Source organism: Bacillus sp. AP8 (genome assembly GCF_000321185.1).
GTDB lineage: Bacteria > Bacillota > Bacilli > Bacillales > DSM-1321 > Bacillus_AD > Bacillus_AD massilioanorexius.
Map to the genome: position 1 here is coordinate 24,311 of NZ_CAPG01000008.1, position 24,764 is coordinate 49,074.

Consider the following 24,764-nt stretch of genomic DNA (forward strand, 5'->3'; position numbering starts at 1 on the left):
CATATTTTCGATGAAAGGAGTACGTACATATGACAAGAACATTAAACTCACGTGTAATGAAAATAAAAATCCCAGGAATTAGAGAATTTTCTAATCAACTCGTGAACTTTCCTGATGCTATCAATCTAACAATCGGACAGCCAGATTTTCCGACACCAAATCATATTAAAGAAGCCGCTATTTCTTCACTTCATGCCGATCAGACAAGCTATTCACATAATGCTGGCCTTTTTTCTCTTCGTCGGGAAGTACAATCTTTTTATGAGGACCAATATAACTTCTCCTATCGAGCAGAAGATGAAATTCTTATTACAGTTGGTGCAAGTGAAGCACTTGACACAGTATTTCGTACAATCCTTGAAGAAGGTGATGAAGTAGTCGTATTTGCCCCAGCATATCCAGGTTATATTCCACTCATTGAATTATGTGGAGCCAAACCTATTATAGTAGATACTTCATTAAGTGCTTTTAAACCAACAATAGCTCATTTACAAAAAGTAGTTTCACCTAAAACAAAAGCAATACTATTTAACTATCCCTCTAATCCTACAGGAGTTACTCTAAGTAGAGAAGATATGCAATCTTTGACAGTTTGGCTTGAAAATCAAGATTTATACATTATCTCCGATGAAATATATAGTGAAATAATTTACGAAGAGAAACATATTTCCTTTGCATCAATGGATGAGATACGAGATCGTACAATTATAATAAACGGTTTAGCTAAATCTCACTCTATGACAGGTTGGAGAATTGGTTATATACTCGCTCCTGCGTTCCTCATTACACAAATGTTAAAAGTTCATTTATATAATGTTGTTTGTGCTCCTATTACAAGTCAATATGCAGCCATACAAGCTTTAAAGTATGGACGTAATGATCCATTCATAATGAATGAAGAATACGTAAAAAGACGAGATTATGTGTATCAACGATTAAATCAAATAGGCTTGGATACTGAAAAACCTAGTGGTAGCTTTTATATTTTTCCGAAGATTCCATCTTTTTATCGGGATTCACACACCTTTGCAACCCAGTTACTTCTTAATGGTGGTGTTGCCGTTGTCCCAGGTAGTTCTTTTACAAGTTATGGAGAAGGCTATATCAGAATTTCTTATGCTTATTCTATAGAACTATTAGAAGAAGGTCTTAATCGGATAGAAAAGTTCCTATTAAGTCATAACGGAAGGGAGTCTCATGTATGAAAAATACATTATTTATGCAATCACCAGAGCAATTGTTGTCCACTTTGAATAAACTTGTATCTATTCCAAGTGTCACTTTATCGGATGCAGAAAAACAATTTCCATTCAAAGTTGAACAAATACTAAAAGAGATTCCATATTTTAAGGAAAATACATCTCATCTTAAAAATCATCCAACAACAGATGAAAGATTTGTATTAACAGCCCTCTATAAACATGTAGAGGCTGTTAAAACAGTAATTATGATTAGCCATTTCGATGTTGTGGATGTAGACGATTATGGTGATTTAAATCATCTTGCCTTTCAGCCCATTGAATTAACGAAAGCACTTCATGAAAGAATCGATGAACTTTCTCTTGAAGCTAGAGAAGACTTAAAAAGTAATGAATGGCTTTTTGGGCGTGGCACAATGGATATGAAATGTGGGCTTGTACAGCATATGTCTCTTCTTGAAAAAGCAGCGAGTGAAGAATGGAAAATTAATTTACTATTAGTAACTGTTCCGGATGAGGAAGTAAATTCTGCAGGTATGCGCGAAGTGATTCCTAAGCTTTTAGACATTTCTAAAGAACATCAGCTGACCTATACATTATTTTTAAATTCAGAGCCTATGTTTTCTCAAGTACCTCAAGACGAAAATTTTTACTTTTATACTGGTTCAATAGGAAAAATAATGCCAGCTGCCCTTTGTTTTGGAAAAGAAACTCATGTAGGCGAACCATTATCAGGTATAAATGCAGGATGGATGTCCTCTGTTCTTTCTCAAGAAATTGAATGGAATATGAATCTATGTGAATCTGTTAATGGAGTAATGAGTCCACCTCCAACATTATTATTACAGCGTGACTTAAAAAAAGATTACTCTACAAAAATACCTCATAGATCAGTAAGTTTGTATAATGTACTTTTGATGCAAAGAAATGCATCAGATGTAATGAATCAGATGAAAGAAATTGCTGAATTAGCAGCGTTAAAGATAGAAAAGTTCATTAAAGAGAGATATCAATCTTTTCATGTAACGTCTAGTGAGTCTACAAAAGTTCGTGTCCTTTTATATGAGGAATTAAGACATTATGCATGTAGGAAAACTAGCGAGGAACATATTTCTAATCTTGAAAAATCTATTATTTATGACTCAACAATAAATGATAATAGAGAGCAAACAATTGAAATAGTAGATCAAATTTCGATGATTTGTAGTGAGTTGGGACCAATGATTGTGTTATTTTACTCTCCACCATATTATCCGGCAATTAGTTCTAACAATCATTCTATTATTCAAGAATTATCGAAGACTATTATTGAATACACAAAAGATCAATTTTCTTATGATCTTCAACCAGTTGAGTATTTTAATGGTATTTCAGACTTGAGTTATGCTAGTTTGCAAGCTGAAATATCAGAAATGCATAAATACAATACAAATTTACCTGGTGGTCCTAGTTTATATACTATACCTTTCGAAGAAATGTCAGAATTCGATGCACCAGTTCTTAATGTTGGTCCATATGGAAAGGATGCGCACAAAAAAACAGAACGTCTTCATATACCATTTGCTTTTGAAAAGCTACCAAGAATACTTGAACATTTATTATACAAACATATTAGTCAGTGATATAGATCTTTTGTGTATTCTTATAAAAGGGAGATTTAATAATGTTCATTCAAAACAGGAATAAACTAATTAAACAAATTAGTAAAGAAAACCATTATCCATTATCATACGAAGAATGGGAAGCAGAAGCTGCAAAAGCAATATTAATTGAAAGGTTTGATTACATTTTTCCAAATGCTGGAAGAGGTGAAACAGCTGATCGAAATCAAAAAGCATTTTCAAAGTGGGCAATCACGCCTAGAATACTTAATGATGTATCAAAAGTAAATTTGAACATAAGTATTTTCGGAAAAGATTATCCTACTCCCTTTTTTCTAGCACCAATAGGAATGCATATTCTTGCACATAATGAAGGTGAGATTGCTACAGCAAAAGCTGTTTCTTCTATGGGTATACCAATGATTGTTAGTACAGTATCTAGCTATTCTTTGGAAGATATCGCTAAATCCTCTCCTACTAGTTCAAAATGGTTTCAACTCTATTGGTCTAGTAATCCAGATATCGCATTTAGTATGATTGAACGAGCAGAAAAAAATGGTTATGAAGCATTAGTAATCACTGTAGATACAGTAATGCATGGTTGGAGGGAGATAGATATTAAGAATCAATATTCCCCTTTATCACTAGGCTTAGGGAAAGCTAATTTTATTAACGATCCTGTTTTTATGAATTCATTAATAAACCATGATGAAGAATCTATTATAAATGGAATTTTAGAAAGTATTCAACATCCTACATTCTCCTGGAAAGACATAAAAAAAATTAAAAAGCGTACAAAACTTCCTATTTTGTTAAAAGGGATTTTACATACTGAAGATGCAAAGTTAGCTCTAGAATATGATATTGATGGAATCATTGTTTCTAATCATGGTGGACGTCAATTAGATGGTGTTATTGCTTCAATTGATGCTTTACCTGAAATTGTTGAAGTTGTTCAAGGTAAGATTCCAATCCTATTTGACAGTGGAATTCGTCGAGGAATTGATGTTGTCAAAGCTTTAGCATTAGGAGCAAATGCAATCTTAGTTGGGAGACCATATATTTGGGGATTAGCTGTACATGGGCAAATTGGTGTGGAAAAAGTAATGGAACGTTTAATACAAGAAACAGAAATTTCTCTCGCATTATCTGGAATTGAAGATTTATCAAAAATCAAGAATGTAAAAATAATAAGAGAGTAACTTATATAATTGACTTATAATACATTTTATGCTGTACTAAAAAATTCACTTTATTGTGTATATAGGAAGACGAAAAATCCCTCCAAATGAATAGAGGGATTTTTCGTTTTTTAGGGGATATTAAAGCTAAAGTCTTGATTGCTTTTGATTCTATTTCTAAGTTAAAGAATCCAATTCTGCTTGCATGTGATGGAGCTGATGCTGCTCTGCAACTGTAGTATTCGCATATGCAGAGGATAAAGCATTTTGCGCTTTGGCAATTGCTTCTGCTTTATGAGTAGAATCAGCTTTAATAGCTTCATTAACAAATCTACGGGCTTCTTGAAATAGCTGATTTGCCATTTAGTAACACCCTAATTTGCTACTGCAGCAGCATGATTTTTGTGACTCAGCTTCAGCCATGGTCATGCGATACGTGAATTTTTCATCATGCTTTGAAACAGAATCTTTACTTTGCTGGAAAAAACGTTTGGATTTGTTACGTTTGCCCATTCGTAAACCCCTCGCAATCTAAGCAATTGACACAATCTCGGTGTCTCTATTATTTTTAACAAATTGTAAAAAAAAATTATAGGTAAAAGAAGGAAAAAGAGTTATTTCCTCTTTTACAAAGCTATTTTTTTTCCTTTAAGATTGAATTTGTCTTCTAGGAAGAGAGCAATACCATCTTCTTCATTTGATAAGGTTGTTTCGTTTGCTATATTTTTTACAGCAGAAATACCATTACCCATTGCTACACCCGTTCCAGCATATTCGAGCATTTCTAAATCATTATCTTCATCACCAAAAGCAATAATTTGGTTTTGAGGAACATTTAAATATTCTGCAACTCGTTTAATACCAACGGCTTTGTTTAGTCCAGCTTTAATAATTTCAACAACATGATATGGATCAGCCCAACGGCGATGATCGATAACCTCAGCATGTACAGCTGATAAATGATCTCTTATTGATGTGACACTTTCTGGATCTGCGTGTATTAACATACTCGTTGGAGATAGCTCTAAGTAATTTCGTAAATCCCCAATTGTAATTTTAGGATCACCCATTTTCATTGCATCAATAAAAATTTCATCATGCTGGTGAAAATAAATATCATCACGTACTTCAGCGATAATATTATGATATTGGAAACTTTGACAAGCCTCGATAATATCCATTGCTACTTTAATATCTAAAGGTGAATGATAAGTTCCCCAGCTTGCTGAAAGAGGGTGATGCACAAAAGCTCCATTAAAATTCACTATAGGTGTATCTAAGGAAAGCTCTTTGTAATAAGGTAAACTAGATCGGAAGGGTCTACCTGTAGCAATCATGACATGATGACCTTGTTCTTTAAGAGTTGCTAACACAGACTTTGTTCTATTTGAAATGGTTTTATCATTTTGTAATAATGTTCCGTCTAAATCTAAGGCAATTAAATGTTTTTCGCTCATATGTCCTCCTTGGTTAAGGTATATTTTGTATCGTTATTTCAATATATGAAAGAATGAATGCTATCTGAATGCTATTTATTACGTGAAAACTGTTGAAGTAAAGTATCTTTGTCTTAACAGTTTCAAAATAGGGGTGCTTCCCTATTGTACATATAAACATTCTTATCTTCAATTGTAGTAGAATTTAATTAATTTTTCTATCTATCTTATATTAAGGTATAGTTAAAGTGTAAAAGACAATATTGCATTTGGGAGGAGAATCTGTTGATTGTCATTAAGAAAGAGAAGATACATAATGTCCCATTACTACATGTAGTAAAAAATGAGGATTCTGCCAACAAATTACCACTAATATTCTTTATTCATGGTGTAACAAGCATAAAAGAAAGAAATTTACAATATGCTTATATGCTCGCTGAAAAGGGTTATAGAGTGATATTACCCGATACGTTATATCATGGTGAGAGAGAAGAAGGAAAGAATATTTATTCGAGTTTTTGGAAAGTTGTTATTACAACTATTCACGAAATAGAGATGTTAAAGTCTCATTTTGAAAATCTTCATTTAATCGACGGGGACCGTATTGGACTAGCAGGTACTTCAATGGGTGGAATTATTACTTTAGGAGCTATGGCAAAGTATGATTGGATTAAAGTAGGTGTTTCATTGATGGGAAATCCGGCTTATGTTGATTTTGCAAAATGGCAAGTGGATTTTATGAGTAATAATGGCACACTTATTCCTCTTTCAAACGAAGAAATTAATCAACAGCTTAAGGTTTTAGAGGAATATGACGCTACGTTACAAATCGAACAATGGAAGGAACGTCCGCTATTATTTTGGCATGGAAAACAAGATGAAGTCGTTCCATATTTGCCGGCATTTACATTTTATAAAAATCTACAGAAAGCATATATGGAGAAGAATGTACCATTGTCATTTATATTAGATGAGCATGGAGGGCATGCTGTACCTAATAAGGGAGTAATCGAAACCGTTAATTGGTTTACAACTCATTTATAATATTTTTCAGTTTTGTTCACGATCGTGGTGGATAATCGTTTCAAAGTGAAAAGGCAAACAATCATGAGTAATATATTAATATTAACGCTGTTTAGTAATAAATGCGGTGAGTAAAACTTTTGCTCATTATTTGTAATTAGACAACAAAGTTTGCGAAAAATCTACTAATTAAAAATCATATATACATAAATTCGAATACTTTTCATTTAGCACTAACATTTGCTAAAATAAAGGGTAGCTTTAGTGAGTGATGAAATATGATTTTTCACTGGACAATAAGACGTTTACACATTGTTTCTTTAAGATAAAGTAAACGTGTCTTAAAGTTAGTTAAACTGTAAGTGATGAAAAGGAGTGATTAGTTTGGATAAAGATTTAAAGGATAATATTATGGGTGCACTAGAACAAGTTATTGATCCAGAGCTTGGAATTGATATAGTCAATCTTGGACTTGTTTACGATATAGATATGGATGAAGAAGGAAACACTAAGGTAACAATGACACTTACATCAATGGGATGTCCTCTTGCTGGAACTATTGTTGATCAAGTGAAAATTGCTCTTTCAGATATTCCAGAAGTAAAAGAAACGGAAGTGGATATCGTATGGAATCCACCGTGGTCAAAAGATCGTTTATCACGCTATGCTAAAATTGCATTAGGTATTTCTTAAATAGCAAAGGGCCTCCAAATAGTGATTTGTATTCACTGTTTGGAGGCCCTTACGTTTTATAAGGAGCTTGTTTAGTGGAAAACGTTTGTGTAGTTACATTAAAAAGAAAAATCGTTAAGGGTGAGATATTTTTTATACAATGTGATGGATGGTTTTATCATTTCTAAAAATGACTTCATTTATATATATTAAAAGAAAGTGCTTATAAGCTGAAAATAAAAGAGAGCGACTTGGATTAATTCTGTTTGAGTGGCTCTCTTACGTTTTATATCGATATTTTTGCTGATTCATCAGAAATTAATAGCTATTCAAATAGAAATTTAGGCCCGTTTCTAGGCAAGTGCATAATTTTTGTTATACATTTTAGAAAAATCAATAATTTATAAAAATTCAATTGCATTTATTTTTATTCATGCTTATAATAATGTAAATATAAAGAATATCAAAATTATTCATCTTCAAGGAAGTGTAATATTAAATGAATGTTTCGATTATAGGAGCCTCTGGTTATAGTGGATTAGAGCTAATAAGGCTTTTAAATAACCATCCTAAGTTTAATATAGTATCACTACATTCTTCATCAAAGGCTGGTCAATTTATACATGGAGAAAATCCACACCTTATGCATATTACACAGAAATTTCAAGAGATCGATCCAAATGAAATAGCGAAAAATAGTGATCTTGTATTCCTTGCTACACCATCTGGAGTGTCAGCCAAACTAGCTCAAAGTCTTGTTGACACAGGCATTAAAGTAATTGATCTTTCTGGAGATTTAAGGTTGAAAAAGGATGGATTATACAAAGAGTGGTATAAAAAAGAAGCTGCTCCTAGTGAAACCATTGAAAAAGCTGTTTACGGTCTAAGTGAATGGAATACAGAAAATATTCAAAAAGCCCAAGTGATAGCTAATCCAGGCTGCTATGCGACTGCTGTACTTTTGGGGTTAGCTCCATTAAGTCAACAACAATTAATAAAGAAGAACAGCATTATCATTGATGCTAAATCAGGTGTTTCGGGAGCAGGAAGGACAGCTAGTTTAGGATCCATGTATACAGAGGTAAATGAAAATTTAAAAATTTACAAAGTACATGAGCATCAGCATATACCAGAAATTGAACAACAGCTCAAATGGTGGAATGATGATTCTATTATTGAATTTAGTACTCATTTAACACCAATGACACGTGGCATTATGGCAACGATGTATGTGGAATTAATGGAGAACCATAATACTAAACAATTAATAGATTTATATAAACAAGCTTATGAGCGTCACCCTTTTGTAAGAATTCAAGAGGAAGGTTTTTTTCCAAGTACGAAGCAGGTGTCAGGATCGAATTTCTGCGATATAGCAGTTAGTGTTAACGAACGATCAAGTAGAGTGACTATCGTTTCGGTAATCGATAATTTAATGAAAGGAGCAGCAGGTCAGGCGGTACAAAATGCAAATCTAATGTGTGGATTTGCAGAAACAACAGGATTAATGTTTGTGCCGCAATTTCCATAGCCTGTTTGTGAACTAGATGAAAACTTTGACTATTGATGAGAACATTAAAGAAGTTGCATACGGAAATATATTGAGTGCTAAGGGATATAAAGCTGGTGGATTTCATGCAGGACTCCGTTATTCTAAAAAGGATTTAGGAATGATTGTATCAGAAGTTCCTGCAAATGCTGCAGCTGTTTATACACAAAGTGTCGTTCAAGCTGCACCAATAGCAGTGACAAAGGATAGTATTGCGTATGCTGGCAAAATTCAAGCTGTAATTGTGAATAGTGCCTGTGCCAATGCTTGTACAGGAGAACAAGGTTTAAAAGATGCATACGAAATGAGAAGTGAGACAGCTAAAAAATTAGGAATTGCGGATTATTTAGTTGCTGTCGCATCAACAGGAACAATTGGTGAGTATTTAAATATGGATAAGATTAAAGCTGGAATTAGTAAGCTCACGTATTCTGATCAACTTGAAAATGCAGCTGATTTTGAAACAGCGATTTTAACAACTGATACAATTGCGAAAAAATGTGCTTATGAAGCCATTATTGATGGGAAGAAGGTAACGGTTGGAGGAGCAGCAAAGGGTTCTGGTATGATTCATCCCAATATGGCGACTATGTTAGCATTCTTAACGACTGATGCAAATGTTTCATCTGAACATTTATACAAAGCATTAGCTCAAACCACAGATGTAACATTTAATCAAATTACAGTTGATGGAGATACTTCTACAAATGATATGGTACTAATTACAGCTAATGGGATGAATGGTGGAAATGAATTAACACCAGATCATGATGATTGGGAGATATTTGTTGGTCTTGTTCAAGCAGTTAGTGAAGACTTAGCAAAAAAGATAGCAAGAGATGGAGAAGGCGCTACAAAATTAATTGAAGTAGTTGTTGAAGGAGTACAATCCAAACAAGCTGCACAAGCATTAGCTAAAACAGTCGTTGGTTCAAGTTTGGTCAAAACAGCCATTTTTGGCGCTGATGCTAACTGGGGACGTGTAATTGCAGCTATGGGTCGAAGTGGTGTAGTGTTTAATCCAGAAGATGTGGACATTTATTTGGGAGATATATTGATGCTGAATGCTGGAACACCAGTATCTTTTTCTGAAGAAGAGGCGAAGATTTACCTAGAAAATGACACGATTTCTATTAAGGCAGTTTTACGAGAGGGAGAAGAAAAGGGATTAGCTTGGGGTTGTGACTTAACGTATGATTACGTCAAGATTAACGCAAGTTACCGAACGTAAGGGGGATATGAAATGAAAATCTTACTAGTAAAGTTAGGCGGTAGTATCCTTCATGAACTACAAGAGTCCTTTTTCGCTAGTTTAAAAGATTTACAGACAGAAGGGTATCACTTTGTATTTGTACATGGTGGCGGACCAGATATTAATGAAATGCTTGAAATGATGAAAATAAAGCCAGAATTTAATAATGGTCTAAGAAAGACAACGAAAGAAGTATTAAACGTTGTGGAGCTAGTTTTATCTGGGAAAACAAACCGTTCACTTGTAGAATTACTAAGAAAGAATGGTTTTTCAGCAATTGGACTGCATGGAAATGATGCTAAGCTTTTAGAAGGAAAGTATATTGATTCAGTCGACTTAGGAGAAGTGGGAGAAATAACAGCAGTAAATAGCCAGCTTATTAAACAGGTTCTTAGCCTAGGCTTAATACCTGTGCTTACTCCGCTGGCACTTTCAGAGGAAGGCCATACATTAAACGTGAATGCTGATATGGCAGCTGGAGCAGTAGCTAAAGCACTAAATGCTGAAAGCTGTGTGTTTGTTACGGATGTTAAAGGGGTTTTAGATAATAATCAATTAATTGAAAAGATGACTTCTGAGGAAGCGGAACAATTAATTCATAAACAAGTGATTTACGGAGGGATGATTCCAAAGGTAAGGACGGCATTACAAGTTCTTCAAACTGGAATTGATCAAGTAAGAATCGTAAGCGGAAAAGATTCTTTCTTCAAAAATAGTAAATGGATAGGAACATCTTTTTTAGAGAAAGTGAGGGTATAATGATGAGTCATGTTTTTCCAACGTATGCAAGATGGGATATTACTCCTGAACATGGAGAAGGAAGCTATTTAATTGCTACGAATGATGTGAAATATTTAGATTTTACTTCTGGTATTGGCGTATTGAATTTAGGACATCGACCTCATAATGTAGAAGATGCTATTCAGAAGCAGTTAGCAAATTACTGGCATACTTCGAACTTATTTCAGCAGCCGCTACAAGAACAATTAGCTGATAAGTTAACAGCAGAATCAGGATTAGAAGCAGCCTTCTTTTGTAATAGTGGTGCAGAAGCAAATGAAGCAGCAATTAAATTAGCTAAAAAAGCTACAGGTAGAAAGAAAATTGTAACGTGTAATCAGTCATTTCATGGTAGAACATATGCTACAATGGGAGCAACTGGTCAAGAAAAAGTACGAATTGGCTATGGACCAATGCTGGATCATTTTGAATATATTACGTTTAATAATGTAGAAGATGTAAAACGCGTGGTTGATGAAGATACAGCAGCGATTATGTTTGAAATCGTTCAAGGTGAAGGCGGTATTTATTGCGCTACAGAAGAGTTTTTACGAACTGTTCAAGAAGTAGCGAAAAATGTTGGAGCATTAATCATTATCGATGAAGTGCAAACAGGAATAGGTCGTACAGGTAAAGCATTTGCATTTCAACACTTTAACTTTATTCCTGATATCATAACAGTAGCCAAAGGTTTAGGAAATGGTTTACCAATTGGTGCCATGCTTGGTAAAGAGACATTGATTCCATATTTTGGCGCAGGAAGTCATGGCTCTACATTTGGTGGTAATCCGCTCAGTACTTCAGCAGCTATAGCTGTTTTAGAGGAAATTTTTCAAGCTGATTTTTTACAAGCAGTAGAACATAAAAGTGATGCTTTGAATCAAAAGCTTGTAAGGGAATTAAATGAACTACCAATTGTAAAAGATATAAGAGGACTTGGATTAATGGTGGGGATTGAGTTAGCAAGCCAAGCGAATGAGATTATACTTGGTTTACAGCAACAAGAGTTACTAGTATTGCCAGCTGGGCCGAATGTCATCCGATTGTTGCCTCCTTTAAATGTATCGGAAGCTGAAATCGATATAGCAGTAGAGAAAATTGTAGAATCAATTAAACAAGTAAGTGGAACAGCCGTGTAAGGCTGAATATTTTTAAATTGAAATGAATAATTATTCTGATCGTTAGATAAATATTCATCAGCAGAGGGTGAAAGTATGAACAGTTATATACATTTAGAAAATGGGGAAGTTTTTTCAGGAAAATGGCTTACGAAACAACCAGATCATACTATTTCTGGAGAAATCGTATTTTATACAGGAATGACGGGATACCAAGAGGTTTTAACAGATCCATCATATAAAAATCAAATTGTTGTTTTCACATATCCGTTAATAGGGAATTACGGTATTAATGATGTTGATTTTGAAAGCTGTAAACCTCATGTAGCTGGAGTAATTGTTCATAGAGGAGATATGACATATTCACATTACAATGCGAAAAAGTCTTTAGTGGAGTATTTAGATAAATGGAATATACCGATGCTTGGAAATGTAGATACAAGAGCAATTGTTAAACGTATACGTACGATGGGATCAATGCCTGTCTATTTGAATAACGATCCAACTTATTCAATTCAAGAGCAGAGCTTTCAGTATAAATCACCAGTACCTCTAGTTTCACAGGAACAAAAGAGCGTTCATGGCAAAGGAAGCGAGCATATTATTTTAATGGATTTTGGATATAAAAAATCCATTTTGGAATATGTAGTTGAAAAAGATTGTACAGTTACAGTTGTACCCTATCACACAACATTGGAAGAGATAAATTCATTAAAACCAGATGGTATTTTACTATCTAATGGACCAGGAGATCCGGTCGAGATGACACCATACTTGGAAAATATTAAAGCAATATCTTCAGCGTATCCAACCATGGGAATTTGTTTAGGGCATCAGCTAATCGCATTAGCCTTTGGTGGAAAAACGAAAAATTACTATTTGGTCATAGAGGGGCTAATCAACCTGTTTTGGATCTTAAACAAAACAAAGTGTTTATGACATCGCAAAATCATAGCTATGTCGTTGATGAAAAAAGTCTTACTGATACAGAATTGACAATACGATTTGTGCAAGTTAATGATAAATCGGTAGAAGGTCTACAACATGATACATTACCGATTGTTACAACACAATTTCATCCAGAAGCAAATCCAGGTCCAGCAGAAAGCTCTATTATTTTTGATGAGTTTTTACAAAATGTGAAAAGTACAAGCGGGAGAGAAAAAGTATATGCCTAAAGATCCTTCAATTCAAACAATATTAGTCATTGGCTCTGGCCCAATCGTAATTGGTCAGGCAGCAGAATTTGATTACGGTGGTACCCAAGCCTGTATAGCCTTAAAGGAAGAAGGTTACAAGGTTATTTTAATAAACAATAATCCGGCAACAATTATGACGGATGAAAGTAATGCGGATGTTGTGTATTTTGAGCCTCTTACAAAAGAATCGATTACCCAAATTATTGAGAAAGAGCGTCCTGATGGTTTACTAGCAACACTTGGTGGGCAAACAGGTTTGAATTTAGCCTACGAGTTAGATGAAGCAGGAGTATTAGAAAAGTATAATGTTAAGCTTCTAGGAACACCAATTGAATCAATAAAAAAAGGAGAGGATCGTGAGCTTTTCAGACAATTAATGTTTGAAATTAACGAACCTGTTCCAGATAGTTCGATTGTGCATACATTGGATGAAGCTGTAGCATTTGCAGAAAAAATTGGTTTCCCTATTATAGTTCGTCCAGCTTATACACTTGGTGGAACCGGAGGCGGTATCGCAGCTGATTTAGACTCTTTCAAAGAACTAGTAAGAGGTGGCCTACAAGAAAGTCCAATCACACAATGTTTAATTGAACGAAGTATTGCTGGATTTAAAGAAATTGAATATGAAGTAATGCGTGATAGTTCAGGTACTTGTATTACTGTATGTAATATGGAGAATATTGATCCGGTAGGTATTCATACAGGTGATTCTATCGTTGTGGCTCCTTCACAAACATTAACGGATGAAGAGTATCAAATGCTACGAGGAGCTTCGATTAAAATTATCTCTGCTTTAGGGATTATCGGAGGATGTAATATTCAGTTTGCATTAGACCCAGCAAGTAAGCAATATTATTTGATTGAAGTGAATCCAAGGGTAAGTCGATCATCAGCATTAGCTTCAAAAGCAACGGGATATCCGATTGCGAGAATAGCTGCAAAATTAGCTGTTGGTTATCAGTTAGCGGAAATGATCAATCCAGTTACAAAAAGCACATATTCTAGCTTTGAGCCAGCACTAGATTATGTAGTAGTTAAATTTCCTCGTTGGCCATTTGATAAATTTACTGGTGCAAATCGTAAACTAGGTACACAAATGAAAGCAACTGGTGAAGTAATGGCAATTGATCGCAATTTAGAAAGTGCCATTCAAAAAGCTGTTTCTTCTTTAGAAATGAAATTAGTTGGTTTAAAACTACCACGATTAGAAAATGAATGTGTTTATCAGCTGATGCATGAAATGAATGGTAATAGTGACGAAAGATTTTTTATCATTCTAGAGTTATTACGTAAAGGCATAAGCATTGAAGAAATTCATAAACACACGAAAATAGATTATTTCTTCTTATCTGTATTTGCTCATTTAATTGCAGCTGAAAAACTAATAGATAAACGTAATGTGAATTCCATTTCTGTAGAAGAATTTACGATGTTAAAAGAGTATGGATTTTCTGATGCGTATCTTTCACATCAATGGAAGGTAGATGAAAAGGAAGTTCGACAAAAAAGAAAAAGCTATGGAATAGAGGCTTCTTATAAAATCGTTGATACATGTGCTGCTGAATTTTCATCTCAAACAAGCTATTATTATAGCTCTTACAACGGTGAAAATGAACAAGTACCATCCAATCGCAAAAAGGTTTTGATAGTAGGTAGTGGACCAATTCGAATTGGCCAAGGAATTGAGTTTGATTATTGTTCAGTTCATAGTGTATTTGCTCTTCAAAGCGAAGGGATTGAGAGCATTATGATCAACAATAATCCAGAAACAGTAAGTACTGATTTTGCAACAGCTGATAAATTGTATTTTGAACCATTAACTTTAGAGTACGTTTTGAATGTTATTGAAGCAGAAAAAATAGAAGATGTTATTATTCAATTCGGTGGTCAAACGGCTATTAATTTAGCTAATGAACTAGAGCAAGCAGGAGTGAATTTGTTAGGAACTTCTTTTGATACAGTTGACCAACTTGAAGATCGTTCTCGTTTTTATGACTTACTAGAAGTTTTAAATGTCCCACATGTTCCTGGAGCGATTGCTAATAGTGAGGAAGAGTTAAAACAATTTGCTGAACAGTTAGGATATCCTATTCTAGTTCGTCCTTCATATGTTATCGGTGGAAGTGGTATGCATATTTATTCTAGTAAAGAAGAATTAGAAGAAGGTATTGCATCAAGTACTTATCCAATACTAATTGATCGCTATTTACCTGGAAAAGAGGCAGAAGTCGATTTAGTAGCTGATGGAAAGGACATTTGTATACCGATTATTGCAGAACATATTGAGAAGGCTGGTATTCATTCTGGAGATAGTATGGCATATCTTCCATCTCAAACATTATCAGAGAATGTGAAAAATAAAATTGTAGAATATGCAGAAAAAATTGTAAAAAAATTACAATACAAAGGTTTAATGAATATACAATATGTTATTTCCGATGAAGATGTATACGTGCTAGAGGTAAATCCAAGAGCAAGTCGAACGATTCCTATAATAAGTAAAGTAGCAAATGTTCAGTTAGTACAAATTGCGACAAAAATATTGCTTGGGAAATATTCTTTGTCGGATTTAGTTGAAAAGCTTGGTTTATTAGAGGAATTGCCATATGTTGTTGTGAAATATCCAGTATTCTCAACTTTTGCTTTGAGTGGACTTGATAGTAAGTTAGGACCGGAAATGAAATCGACTGGAGAAGGAATTGCAATCGGTGATACGAAAGCAGAAGCGTTAGCGAAGGCATTTGTATTTTTAGAAAAAAGTATAAAAATGCATGGGAATGAAGTATTCGTATCTTCATCGATTTCGCTACCAGTGGAACTACAGGAGAAAATGGAAGAGGTAGGATTAATTCCTGTAACAGATAGATCCTTGGAAAATTGGTTAAAAGAAAAAAGAGGAAAAGTGTTACTAACCTTGGCTGATGAAGAAAAGTCAGCACGCATACAAGCTGCAAAATATCGTTTATTAACTTTTACAAGTATAGAAACGTTTAAAGCATATGTTGAAGGTGCATCATTTAGCGACATTTCAATGGCATCATTAGAGGATTGGCATGCAAAACAAAAGAAAGGCGTGACGATAAAATGACAACAGCACAAATAACAAATACAAATAAGATATTAACTACAAAAGATTTTTTATCTTTAACGGATGTAACAAGTGATCAAATTTTGAAGTTGCTTGAGTTAGCAACAAATATTAAAACGAAGTTTAAAAATGGAGAGAAATACTCTCCTTTAGAAGGAAAAACATTAGCGATGATTTTCGAAAAATCATCTACTCGTACTCGTGTATCTTTTGAAGTTGGTATGCTGCAACTTGGTGGTCATGCTTTATTTTTAACAAATCGTGATTTACAGCTTGGTAGAGGAGAAACAGTTGCCGATACTGCTCAGGTGTTGGCGGAATATGTAAATGGTATTATGATTAGAACATTTGAACATGAAAAAGTAGAAGAGCTTGCTAAATGTGGAGGTATTCCTGTAATCAATGGATTAACGGATTTGCATCACCCATGCCAAGCAATGGCTGATTTACTAACCATTCAAGAAGTAAAAGGCAAGCTTCAAGGATTGAAAATTGCCTACATTGGAGATGGCAATAATGTGGCACATTCTTTAATGGAAGCATGTGCAAAGGTAGGTATGGATGTAGCCATTGCAACACCAAAAGGCTATGAACCAAATAGCAAAATTATTGAAGGTGTTCAACTAGACGCTGCCAAATCAGGAGGCTCTATTGTGGTTACAAATGATCCTCAGGAGGCAGTTCAAAATGCAGATGTGATTTATTGTGATGTATGGACGAGTATGGGGCAAGAAGATGAAAATGAAAAAAGATTAGCCGATTTTTCTGACTTTCAAGTAAATGCCCAACTAGTGGAAAAGGCAAAAGTAGATTATATTTTCATGCACTGTTTACCAGCGCATCGAGAAGAAGAAGTATCAACTGAAATTATTGATGGACCTCACTCTGTGATTTTTCATCAAGCAGGAAATAGATTACATGCTCAAAAAGCAGTACTTGTAGATTTAATGTCATAATAGAATAAAAAGGATGTCTCAAAAGAAGAATGTTTGAAGACATCCTTTTTTATGAAGAAATAGGATTACCTGCTCAAAAAAGAGCCAAACGCTTAAAAACAAAGATTACTCCAGAAATAGAAACAGCTCCCGAACAAATTATGTTGGGAGCTGTTTTATTTCTGGTCTAGATATGAATGTTACGCGAAAATTAATACGCATCCACCAACTATGAAGCAGTAGATAGAAAAATACATTAGATTGCCTCTTGCCATTATGCCCATGAACCATTTTAAAGCAAAGTAGGAAGCGACTAATGATGCTAGAAATGCAATGGTATAAGGTAGTGCCAACGTGCCAATTTGTGGATCGTTGATAATATCACTGAAGCTTAATATCATTCCTCCAACACTAATTGGGATGTACAACAAGAATGAAAAGCGTAAAGCTGTTTCTTGCTTAGTACCAAGAAGCATTGAAGCAACAATGGTAGCTCCTGAACGGCTAATACCCGGTATAAGAGCTACAGCTTGAGCCAAGCCAATAATAATTGTATCTTTTAATGATAAATCATTATCATTTTTTCTCCCTTTAAGCTTGCGGATGGACCATAGCGCAATCCCTGTGATTATTAAGGAAACCGCTAGTATTTTTATGCCTTTAAAATGCTCAGCAATATAATCATCAAATAAAACTGCTGCTACGGCTGCAGGAATTGTTGCAATGATTAAGTAAATAATAAATCGAAAATCGGCTTTCGCACTTTCTTCTCTTTTGGTTAAATAAAGTAATCCATTTTGAATTAAGCGCCAAATATCTTTTCGATAAATTAATACAACAGCAATTAAAGATGCTGTATTTACAAGTAATTCAAAACTCATTCCTGGAATTTCTATACCAAAGAAGTGTTGCATTAACACAAGATGACCACTAGAAGAAACAGGAATGGGTTCTGTAAAACCTTGCACTAATCCTAAAAATAAGTATTTCAGTAATAAAAGTAAATCCACTATTGAACCTCCGAAAATTTATAAATCTCATCTTTTCATTTAACACTAAGGTAATGGAGAAAGTAAAGAGTATTAGGGGTATGGAAAAGTTCCTTAAATGTAAAAAATAGGTATGTTTATAAGGTTTGGCTATGTGGGAATAATATAGATGGTTTCAACTATAAGGAGGGAAGACTGTATGGGACAATCCCGACAATTTAGAGCAGGACAGAAAGCACCAAATAACGGGTACTATGTCGAAGTTGGTGAAACAGGTAGTATGGTCAAAAATCCTAAGAAAATCCACTTGCAAGCTGGAGATGATTTTCCGGAAAACTCTAATCATAATCGACTTTGGACATACCAGAGAAAACCTTAATAACATACAAATAAGCCCCCACTTCTTGCCAAAATGGGGGTTATTATCATATTATTCATAATTCAATATTTATTGTAGAAAGCTGTCTTTACATATGTGTAAAAAGTTGTATAATAATATTAAAGGTCAAAAAAGGTCAAACTTGTTATTTGACTAAACTTAAACCATTTATGTTTGGAACTAAAGATTTATTTTAGCTTTAGTAGCTAGCATATTAATACCGTTGTTTAGAGGAGGGGCTAATATGGATTTTAATAAAATGACTGAACGTGTGCAGCAAGTGTTAGTTGGAGCACAACAATTTGCACAGAGTAACCAAAATCAGGAATTAAAGATTGCCCATGTTTTGGCAACGATGATTCAACAAGATGATTTCATTTTACAAAGGGTTTTGGAAAACCAACACATCCAATTACAAGCTTTTGCAAATGCGGTAAATGAAATAATTGATGGATTACCTCAAGTTTCTACTTCATCAGGAAGTAGCCAAGTATATATGTCACAAAATCTCCAAAATGCGATTGATGCAGCATGGAAAGAAATGAGCAAGTTAGAGGATGAATATTTATCGATTGAACATTTATTACTTGCATTCTTTTCAAGTTCAGCTGATGAAATAAAGGTTTTGAAAAGAAAATTCAATTTAGATTCAAAGACAATTTTGGTGACAATTAAAGAAATAAGGGGGAGTCAAAAAGTGACTAGTTCTAATCCGGAAAGCACATATGAAGCTTTAAAAAAATATGGACGTGATCTTGTTGAAGAAGTGAAGAATGGAAAATTAGATCCTGTTATTGGCCGTGACTCTGAAATTCGAAATGTTATTCGCATTTTATCAAGAAAAACAAAAAATAATCCAGTCTTAATAGGTGAACCAGGTGTTGGTAAAACAGCTATTGTAGAAGGATTAGCACAAAGAATTGTTCGAAAAGATGTACCGGAAGGATTAAAAGATAAAACCGTTTTTTCACTTGATATGAGTTCATTAATTGCAGGTGCTAAATTCCGTGGAGAGTTTGAAGAAAGATTAAAAGCCGTTCTAAATGAAATCAAAAAAAGTGAAGGGAAAATATTATTATTCATAGACGAACTGCATACGATTGTTGGAGCAGGTCGTACGGATGGAGCTTTAGATGCCGGTAATATGTTGAAACCAATGCTGGCTCGTGGAGAATTACATTGTATTGGGGCAACTACTTTAGATGAGTATCGACAATACATTGAAAAAGATCCAGCATTAGAGCGTCGTTTTCAACAAGTACTAGTTAAGGAACCAGATGTAGAGGATACAGTTTCAATTTTACGTGGATTAAAAGAAAGATTCGAAGTTCACCATGGGGTTCGGATTCATGATCGTGCGCTTGTTGCTGCGGCTACACTAAGTAATCGCTATATTACTGATCGTTTTTTACCAGATAAAGCAATTGATTTAGTAGATGAAGCTTGTGCGATGATTCGTACGGAAATTGATTCTATGCCTACGGAATTGGATGAATTAACTCGTAAAGTAATGCAATTGGAAATTGAAGAAGCAGCATTAAAGAAAGAAGAGGATGCGCAAAGTAAGCTACGCTTAGAAGCTTTACAAGAAGAACTTGCTAATTTAAAAGAAGAAGCAAACAGCATGCGTTCACAATGGGAGCTAGAAAAGTCAGGTTTGCAAAAAATTCAAGAAAAACGGGAATTACTAGAAAAGTTAAAACGTCAATTAGAAGATGCGGAAAACGCGTATGACTTAAATAAAGCGGCTGAATTGAGACACGGTAAAATACCTCAATTAGAGAAAGAGCTACATCAACTAGAGGAAGATGTAAATAACAGTAAAAATGAATCGAAACTATTGAGAGAAGAAGTAACAGAAGAAGAAATTTCTTCTATTGTTGCTCGTTGGACTGGAGTCCCTGTTACTAGACTGATGGAGGGTGAAAGAGAAAAATTACTTCGCTTAGAAGATGTACTGCACCAACGTGTAGTGGGACAAGATGAAGCAGTTCAACTAGTTGCGGATGCTGTTATTCGTGCTCGGGCGGGTATTAAGGATCCTGGCAAACCAATTGGTTCCTTCTTATTTATGGGACCAACGGGTGTAGGGAAAACAGAGCTTGTAAAGGCGTTGGCAGAAGCATTATTTGATAGTGAAGATCATATGATTCGTATTGATATGTCTGAGTATATGGAAAAACACACGGTATCTCGTTTAATTGGTGCACCTCCTGGTTATGTAGGTTTTGAGGAAGGTGGGCAATTAACTGAAGCTGTTCGAAGACAACCGTACTCAGTAATACTATTAGATGAGGTAGAAAAAGCACATAGAGATGTTTTTAATCTATTATTACAAATATTAGATGATGGTCGTATTACAGATTCTCATGGTCGAGTTGTAGACTTCAAAAATACGGTTATTATTATGACTTCTAATATTGGATCGGCACATTTAATAGAAGGATCTGTTGATGGAGAAATTAATGAAGAGGCCAGAAATCGTGTAATGACAGAATTAAAAGGGCACTTCCGACCAGAATTCTTAAATCGTGTCGACGATATTATTATGTTTAAACCACTATCATTAACAGAAGTGAATAAAATTGTCGATATCTTAATGAAGGAATTACAAGAACGTTTATCACAAAGATCAATTACCATTGAGTTGAGTGACGAAGCTAGAACGTTTATAGCAAATGCGGCGTATGATCCAGTTTACGGTGCACGACCACTTAAAAGATACATTCAAAAACATGTAGAAACGGCACTAGCAAGACAGCTAATTGCTGGTGGTGTCACAGAGAATAAAAAGGCGTTCGTTACTGTAGAGAATGATCAGCTTGTCGTAACATTAAAATAAAGTAACAGGTTTTTGAAATTTTAAGAAAAAAGAGGCTAGCTAAATAGCTTGCCTCTTTTTTCTTCATTAATGTTGATCCACTGGCTCGTTAGGAATAACTAACGGTAAAAGCGAAACGATTATAGTAATAGGTATTGATAGAACGGCTCCTGTTTGGAATGAGTAATCAACACCAATCATAGAACTAACTACGTAAGTAACCATTTGCATTAATAAGAAAACCCAGAAAAAGGTAACTATATAGCGCATACTTTTCACCTCTTATGTTCGTCAATACTTTACATATTACCATATTTCCTTCTATTTAGGAAACGACTTTTTGAATATTTAACGATTTATTTGGTTAATAACTCACAATATATACATTATTCTGATATAAACAAAACTCACTGTTTTTTCACAAAAATCATGTGAATTGGAGATGAGCGATTGTATTGAACTTCAGAATAAATGCTAGTGAAAGGGATTCACTTAACCAAAGAAGAAAATCGTTTAATTCATTTAATATGATACCCGAAAATCATTGAAACTAACGATTGTTTCAATTAAAATGAGGTCAAATTTAAGGAATGATCCTTTGGTGAAATTCGAAGAAAAAGGAAAGATTATAATAATCGAACGCTATTAACAGATATTACGCTACTAATTTAACTTTACTCTTGATAGATATATTAAGCTAGGTGGTATTTTGTGGCATATTAAAGATGGGTTTTTTAACTTTTCTTATAATTGTGCGTATTTATTAGGCTTTTCTTCTTAACATTTTTCGGAAATTACATACAAATAATAGGAGAAACAATAGAAAGGACGGGCCTATGATGCTAAGAAGTTTTATATATGATGGTCAATGGAATATCATATATTATCCTCCAAAACCAAGTGGATTTGCGGTCTTCATTATTGGAGACCATCATCAATATGTCAATAATTTATCTAGCTATTGGTTACAACATCCTGGGCGCTTTCAAATCTTGGAGCAAATACTAGAGCAAGGATATACAGGATTTTCATCAAATTTATATGGAGAGCATTGGGGGAATAATAAAGCTGTCCAATTAGCTAAAACCATCTATCAATTGTGCATGAAAAAAGAAATATTGAATAATAAAATTCATATATTAGCTGAAGGAAAAGGTGCCTTAGTTGCAATGCAATTAATATCAGAACTGAAAGGCAATGTTCGTTCAGCTGTATTTTTAAATCCGGTTTTATCTGTTAAACAAAGTTGGAAAAAAGAAAGAGAAAGAGTTATATATTATAAGCCGTTTATGAAATCAATGTCGAGAGCATACGAAACAAGTGAAGATGAAATCGAAACAAACTATAAAGAATTTCAAGATGAAAAGCTAAGCGCTTCAGTTCCGATAAAAGTCATTCATGTTTTAGATAATGATTATAAAGAGCAATCGAAGTTATACAAACAACTTCAAAAAAATAATCAAGATGAAACGGAGATACTATATTTATTACCAGAAAAAAGATATAAAGTAGCAAGTGAAGCTATAACATTTTTTAAAAAGTATGAAAAAGTCCTTTAATTTTACCTACTGCATATAATATTAAATAAAGGTTGATGCAGTAGGAGGATGATTCATGTCAAGGAATATTGTTGTCGGTGCTCTTCGCTTTTTCGGATTTCATATTTGTAATTTTTTACTTGAGAAAGGACAAAGGGTGGCAGGGATTGAATGGGATATGAAATCTGTTGAACATCAAGAAGCAAAGGAAATGTTTATTGGCCGTAATGCGAATTTCTCACTCTTAACAGAAAATCATTCTTTTTTGATTGAGGAAGATGATAACATTTATATAAGCATATATGATTATTTACTAGAGGAAGATAGAAGTTGCTTTCTTTTTTTCTTAGAAACACTAAATCGATTTACTCCATCATCTTTTCAAATCCAATGTAAAGTCTATATTTTTATTCCTCGAAATCTTCCGGAAGAATACAATGATCAAATTGAAAGTTGGAAAAATGCACTTCCACCTAATGCCTCTTATCAATGGATATATATATCAGATTTATACGGTCCTTGGATATCTACTACATCTAATATTCAAAAAAATATGCTTGGAGAGCAGCATGAAATAGATATGTCGCATTCCATTTATATCGATGATTTTTTATCTCATTTAGAAGCGATACAACAGAGTGGCAGCTTAATCGTAAATGTCGAGCCTAAATATAATGAGGGCTGGAGAAAGGATTACGCTGAATTTTTTAAAGTAGAAGCTACAGTAGAATCTTCGAAACAAAATGATGATGACGCATTTATTGTTACTACAAATACTACCTTAATCAAAGGATTACAGCAGCTAGCTAAACATAATGATAAGATAAAATTTCTTGATCAATGGAAATAACAAATAACTGATGTAATATAGAGTTGTTCTGATAAATAGTATGATATTCTCACTTAATTTAGGAAATATATATCGTATTCTATAAGAGATATTCTCTTCTTAATTGCGAATAATTATGTATAATGATAATTGTCATAATTTATTTACAATTTGAGGAAGGGAACCGATTTTTTGTCATATGAAAACTTCTTTAATTAAATTATCTATAGCACTTATTGTATTAATACTGGTCGGTATGTTTACATTTTTTCGTTTTTTTACAGAGGAACCTGGACAGATGAATGCTGTAGGTTTACTGGTTCCTGATACGATTAATGACCAAGGATGGGGGACAAAAGGATACAAAGCATTAATAGATATAGGTAATCAATTTGATGTTAATGTGTTTTACCGAGAAAAAATTAATTCAAAGGAACAAGTAGAAAGTGCAATTAAAGAATTCCAAAGACAAGGAGTAAACTTCATCATCGGAAATGATAATCATTATGTACAGATATTTAATGAGATTTCGAATAAATATCCTGATATTCATTTTGTAAGTGTGAACGGTAAAGCTGAAAATAGGAATACAACATCTGTTAATTTTGATGGTTATGCAATGGGGTATTTTGGTGGAATGGTTGCTAGTAAAATGAGTAAGACTGGCAATTTAGGGGTTATTGCTGCATATAAATGGCAAGGTGAGATTCAAGGATTTATCGATGGAGCAAAATTCCAGAATCCAGAAACGAATGTTATGGTTAAATATGTAGATGATTGGGACGATGATGAAAAAGCTTTACAGTATTTAGATGAGTTAATTTTAAAAAATGTCGATGTATTTTATCCAGCGGGCGATGGATACAATGTACCAGTTATCGAGAAAGTGAAGGAAAAAGGGCTTTTTATCATTGGGTATGTTTCAGATCAAAGAGACCTTGGGGAAAATACAGTTTTAACAAGTACAGTCCAGCATATCGATACATTGTATAGCATAGTAGCAGAGGAATTTAATAATGGCACATTAAAAAATGGTACGTTTTATTTTGATTTTAGAGATGATGTCATAACGATGGGAAGATATAGTCCTCTTGTTTCAAAGGCTTATCAAGAGAAAATTAAACGCTATATCGAGAATTATAAAATATCCGGAACATTTCCTAAAAAGGAGTAGC

21 protein-coding genes and 1 pseudogene are annotated in these 24,764 nt (G+C 34.0%); 18 read left to right on the top strand and 4 right to left on the bottom strand.

Annotated elements, in window-relative coordinates; all coding sequences use genetic code 11:
• The first annotated feature begins 29 nt into the window (after window positions 1-29).
• Genes BN349_RS01305 through BN349_RS01315 form a run of 3 tightly spaced genes read left to right on the top strand, consistent with a single transcriptional unit; the run spans window position 30 to window position 4,002 of the window.
• The gene (locus tag BN349_RS01305; RefSeq protein WP_019240462.1) at window positions 30-1,205 is read left to right on the top strand and encodes an aminotransferase class I/II-fold pyridoxal phosphate-dependent enzyme; all 1,176 of its coding nucleotides are present in this window, start codon (window positions 30-32) and stop codon (window positions 1,203-1,205) included.
• Window positions 1,202-2,821 (top strand): M20/M25/M40 family metallo-hydrolase, encoded by a 1,620-nt coding sequence (locus tag BN349_RS01310; RefSeq protein WP_019240463.1) that lies wholly within the window; start codon window positions 1,202-1,204, stop codon window positions 2,819-2,821. The genes BN349_RS01305 and BN349_RS01310 overlap by 4 nt, the downstream gene beginning before the upstream one ends.
• Before the next feature lie 41 nt (window positions 2,822-2,862).
• Window positions 2,863-4,002 (top strand): alpha-hydroxy acid oxidase, encoded by a 1,140-nt coding sequence (locus BN349_RS01315; protein ID WP_019240464.1) that lies wholly within the window; start codon window positions 2,863-2,865, stop codon window positions 4,000-4,002.
• 156 nt (window positions 4,003-4,158) lie between these two features.
• Here the strand turns inward: BN349_RS01315 and BN349_RS01320 are convergent, their stop codons facing one another.
• Together BN349_RS01320 and BN349_RS01325 are read right to left on the bottom strand one after the other, a co-directional pair.
• The gene (locus BN349_RS01320) at window positions 4,159-4,344 is read right to left on the bottom strand and encodes a DUF3813 domain-containing protein (protein WP_019240465.1); all 186 of its coding nucleotides are present in this window, start codon (window positions 4,342-4,344) and stop codon (window positions 4,159-4,161) included.
• Window positions 4,345-4,607: 263 nt separating this feature from the next.
• Window positions 4,608-5,438: a Cof-type HAD-IIB family hydrolase gene (locus tag BN349_RS01325; RefSeq protein WP_019240466.1), complete on the bottom strand. Its 831-nt coding sequence runs from the start codon at window positions 5,436-5,438 to the stop codon at window positions 4,608-4,610.
• Window positions 5,439-5,702: 264 nt separating this feature from the next.
• Between BN349_RS01325 and BN349_RS01330 the strand changes: the two genes are divergently transcribed.
• From BN349_RS01330 to BN349_RS25695, 10 genes and pseudogenes are all read left to right on the top strand, one after another.
• Window positions 5,703-6,461: a prolyl oligopeptidase family serine peptidase gene (locus BN349_RS01330; protein ID WP_019240467.1), complete on the top strand. Its 759-nt coding sequence runs from the start codon at window positions 5,703-5,705 to the stop codon at window positions 6,459-6,461.
• A gap of 390 nt (window positions 6,462-6,851) precedes the next feature.
• Window positions 6,852-7,133: a metal-sulfur cluster assembly factor gene (locus BN349_RS01335; RefSeq protein WP_425457758.1), complete on the top strand. Its 282-nt coding sequence runs from the start codon at window positions 6,852-6,854 to the stop codon at window positions 7,131-7,133.
• A gap of 478 nt (window positions 7,134-7,611) precedes the next feature.
• Complete coding sequence (gene argC, locus BN349_RS01340; protein WP_019240469.1) at window positions 7,612-8,643, top strand: N-acetyl-gamma-glutamyl-phosphate reductase; 1,032 nt, start codon at window positions 7,612-7,614, stop codon at window positions 8,641-8,643.
• 16 nt (window positions 8,644-8,659) lie between these two features.
• A complete protein-coding gene (argJ, locus tag BN349_RS01345) occupies window positions 8,660-9,892 on the top strand; it encodes a bifunctional ornithine acetyltransferase/N-acetylglutamate synthase (protein WP_034293270.1) in 1,233 nt (410 codons plus the stop codon).
• A gap of 12 nt (window positions 9,893-9,904) precedes the next feature.
• Window positions 9,905-10,672, top strand: a complete 768-nt coding sequence (argB, locus tag BN349_RS01350; protein WP_019240471.1) for an acetylglutamate kinase — start codon at window positions 9,905-9,907, stop codon at window positions 10,670-10,672.
• 2 nt (window positions 10,673-10,674) lie between these two features.
• Window positions 10,675-11,832, top strand: a complete 1,158-nt coding sequence (locus BN349_RS01355; RefSeq protein WP_026089111.1) for an acetylornithine transaminase — start codon at window positions 10,675-10,677, stop codon at window positions 11,830-11,832.
• 75 nt (window positions 11,833-11,907) lie between these two features.
• Window positions 11,908-12,989 (top strand): annotated as a pseudogene (locus BN349_RS23030) (carbamoyl phosphate synthase small subunit).
• Window positions 12,982-16,098: a carbamoyl phosphate synthase large subunit gene (locus BN349_RS01365; protein WP_019240473.1), complete on the top strand. Its 3,117-nt coding sequence runs from the start codon at window positions 12,982-12,984 to the stop codon at window positions 16,096-16,098. The pseudogene BN349_RS23030 and the gene BN349_RS01365 overlap by 8 nt, the downstream one beginning before the upstream one ends.
• Window positions 16,095-17,054, top strand: a complete 960-nt coding sequence (gene argF / locus BN349_RS01370; protein ID WP_019240474.1) for an ornithine carbamoyltransferase — start codon at window positions 16,095-16,097, stop codon at window positions 17,052-17,054. The genes BN349_RS01365 and argF overlap by 4 nt, the downstream gene beginning before the upstream one ends.
• A gap of 29 nt (window positions 17,055-17,083) precedes the next feature.
• Window positions 17,084-17,224: a hypothetical protein gene (locus BN349_RS25695; RefSeq protein WP_019240475.1), complete on the top strand. Its 141-nt coding sequence runs from the start codon at window positions 17,084-17,086 to the stop codon at window positions 17,222-17,224.
• A 9-nt stretch (window positions 17,225-17,233) separates the two neighbouring features.
• Here the strand turns inward: BN349_RS25695 and BN349_RS01380 are convergent, their stop codons facing one another.
• Complete coding sequence (locus BN349_RS01380; protein ID WP_019240476.1) at window positions 17,234-18,043, bottom strand: undecaprenyl-diphosphate phosphatase; 810 nt, start codon at window positions 18,041-18,043, stop codon at window positions 17,234-17,236.
• 178 nt (window positions 18,044-18,221) lie between these two features.
• Between BN349_RS01380 and BN349_RS01385 the strand changes: the two genes are divergently transcribed.
• Window positions 18,222-18,401 carry a YjzC family protein gene (locus BN349_RS01385; RefSeq protein ID WP_019240477.1) on the top strand — a complete coding sequence of 60 codons (180 nt, stop codon included), beginning with the start codon at window positions 18,222-18,224 and terminating at the stop codon, window positions 18,399-18,401.
• 244 nt (window positions 18,402-18,645) lie between these two features.
• The gene (clpB, locus tag BN349_RS01390) at window positions 18,646-21,243 is read left to right on the top strand and encodes an ATP-dependent chaperone ClpB (RefSeq protein WP_019240478.1); all 2,598 of its coding nucleotides are present in this window, start codon (window positions 18,646-18,648) and stop codon (window positions 21,241-21,243) included.
• Window positions 21,244-21,309: 66 nt separating this feature from the next.
• Here the strand turns inward: clpB and BN349_RS01395 are convergent, their stop codons facing one another.
• On the bottom strand, window positions 21,310-21,492 hold the full coding sequence (locus tag BN349_RS01395) for a YjzD family protein (protein WP_019240479.1): 183 nt from the start codon (window positions 21,490-21,492) through the stop codon (window positions 21,310-21,312).
• 566 nt (window positions 21,493-22,058) lie between these two features.
• Here BN349_RS01395 and BN349_RS01400 point away from each other — a divergent pair.
• The 3 genes from BN349_RS01400 to BN349_RS01410 all read left to right on the top strand — a co-directional run bounded on the left by BN349_RS01400 (window position 22,059) and on the right by BN349_RS01410 (window position 24,763).
• A complete protein-coding gene (locus BN349_RS01400) occupies window positions 22,059-22,781 on the top strand; it encodes a hypothetical protein (protein WP_026089112.1) in 723 nt (240 codons plus the stop codon).
• A gap of 55 nt (window positions 22,782-22,836) precedes the next feature.
• On the top strand, window positions 22,837-23,610 hold the full coding sequence (locus tag BN349_RS01405; RefSeq protein WP_019240481.1) for a hypothetical protein: 774 nt from the start codon (window positions 22,837-22,839) through the stop codon (window positions 23,608-23,610).
• Between the two features lie 178 nt (window positions 23,611-23,788).
• Window positions 23,789-24,763, top strand: coding sequence for a BMP family ABC transporter substrate-binding protein (locus BN349_RS01410; RefSeq protein WP_019240482.1), 975 nt, complete (start codon window positions 23,789-23,791; stop codon window positions 24,761-24,763).
• The last annotated feature ends 1 nt before the right edge of the window (window position 24,764 follow it).

What these genes read in the sequence shown, in the direction of transcription:
- BN349_RS01305 (WP_019240462.1), top strand. Translation starts at nt 30, where the DNA reads ATGACAAGAACATTAAACTCACGTGTAATGAAAATAAAAATCCCAGGA.
- BN349_RS01310 (WP_019240463.1), top strand. Translation starts at nt 1,202, where the DNA reads ATGAAAAATACATTATTTATGCAATCACCAGAGCAATTGTTGTCCACT.
- BN349_RS01315 (WP_019240464.1), top strand. Translation starts at nt 2,863, where the DNA reads ATGTTCATTCAAAACAGGAATAAACTAATTAAACAAATTAGTAAAGAA.
- BN349_RS01320 (WP_019240465.1), bottom strand. Translation starts at nt 4,344, where the DNA reads ATGGCAAATCAGCTATTTCAAGAAGCCCGTAGATTTGTTAATGAAGCT.
- BN349_RS01325 (WP_019240466.1), bottom strand. Translation starts at nt 5,438, where the DNA reads ATGAGCGAAAAACATTTAATTGCCTTAGATTTAGACGGAACATTATTA.
- BN349_RS01335 (WP_425457758.1), top strand. Translation starts at nt 6,852, where the DNA reads ATGGGTGCACTAGAACAAGTTATTGATCCAGAGCTTGGAATTGATATA.
- argC (WP_019240469.1), top strand. Translation starts at nt 7,612, where the DNA reads ATGAATGTTTCGATTATAGGAGCCTCTGGTTATAGTGGATTAGAGCTA.
- argJ (WP_034293270.1), top strand. Translation starts at nt 8,660, where the DNA reads ATGAAAACTTTGACTATTGATGAGAACATTAAAGAAGTTGCATACGGA.
- argB (WP_019240471.1), top strand. Translation starts at nt 9,905, where the DNA reads ATGAAAATCTTACTAGTAAAGTTAGGCGGTAGTATCCTTCATGAACTA.
- BN349_RS01355 (WP_026089111.1), top strand. Translation starts at nt 10,675, where the DNA reads ATGAGTCATGTTTTTCCAACGTATGCAAGATGGGATATTACTCCTGAA.
- BN349_RS01365 (WP_019240473.1), top strand. Translation starts at nt 12,982, where the DNA reads ATGCCTAAAGATCCTTCAATTCAAACAATATTAGTCATTGGCTCTGGC.
- argF (WP_019240474.1), top strand. Translation starts at nt 16,095, where the DNA reads ATGACAACAGCACAAATAACAAATACAAATAAGATATTAACTACAAAA.
- BN349_RS25695 (WP_019240475.1), top strand. Translation starts at nt 17,084, where the DNA reads ATGTTTGAAGACATCCTTTTTTATGAAGAAATAGGATTACCTGCTCAA.
- BN349_RS01385 (WP_019240477.1), top strand. Translation starts at nt 18,222, where the DNA reads ATGGGACAATCCCGACAATTTAGAGCAGGACAGAAAGCACCAAATAAC.
- clpB (WP_019240478.1), top strand. Translation starts at nt 18,646, where the DNA reads ATGGATTTTAATAAAATGACTGAACGTGTGCAGCAAGTGTTAGTTGGA.
- BN349_RS01395 (WP_019240479.1), bottom strand. Translation starts at nt 21,492, where the DNA reads ATGCGCTATATAGTTACCTTTTTCTGGGTTTTCTTATTAATGCAAATG.
- BN349_RS01400 (WP_026089112.1), top strand. Translation starts at nt 22,059, where the DNA reads ATGATGCTAAGAAGTTTTATATATGATGGTCAATGGAATATCATATAT.
- BN349_RS01405 (WP_019240481.1), top strand. Translation starts at nt 22,837, where the DNA reads ATGTCAAGGAATATTGTTGTCGGTGCTCTTCGCTTTTTCGGATTTCAT.
- BN349_RS01410 (WP_019240482.1), top strand. Translation starts at nt 23,789, where the DNA reads ATGAAAACTTCTTTAATTAAATTATCTATAGCACTTATTGTATTAATA.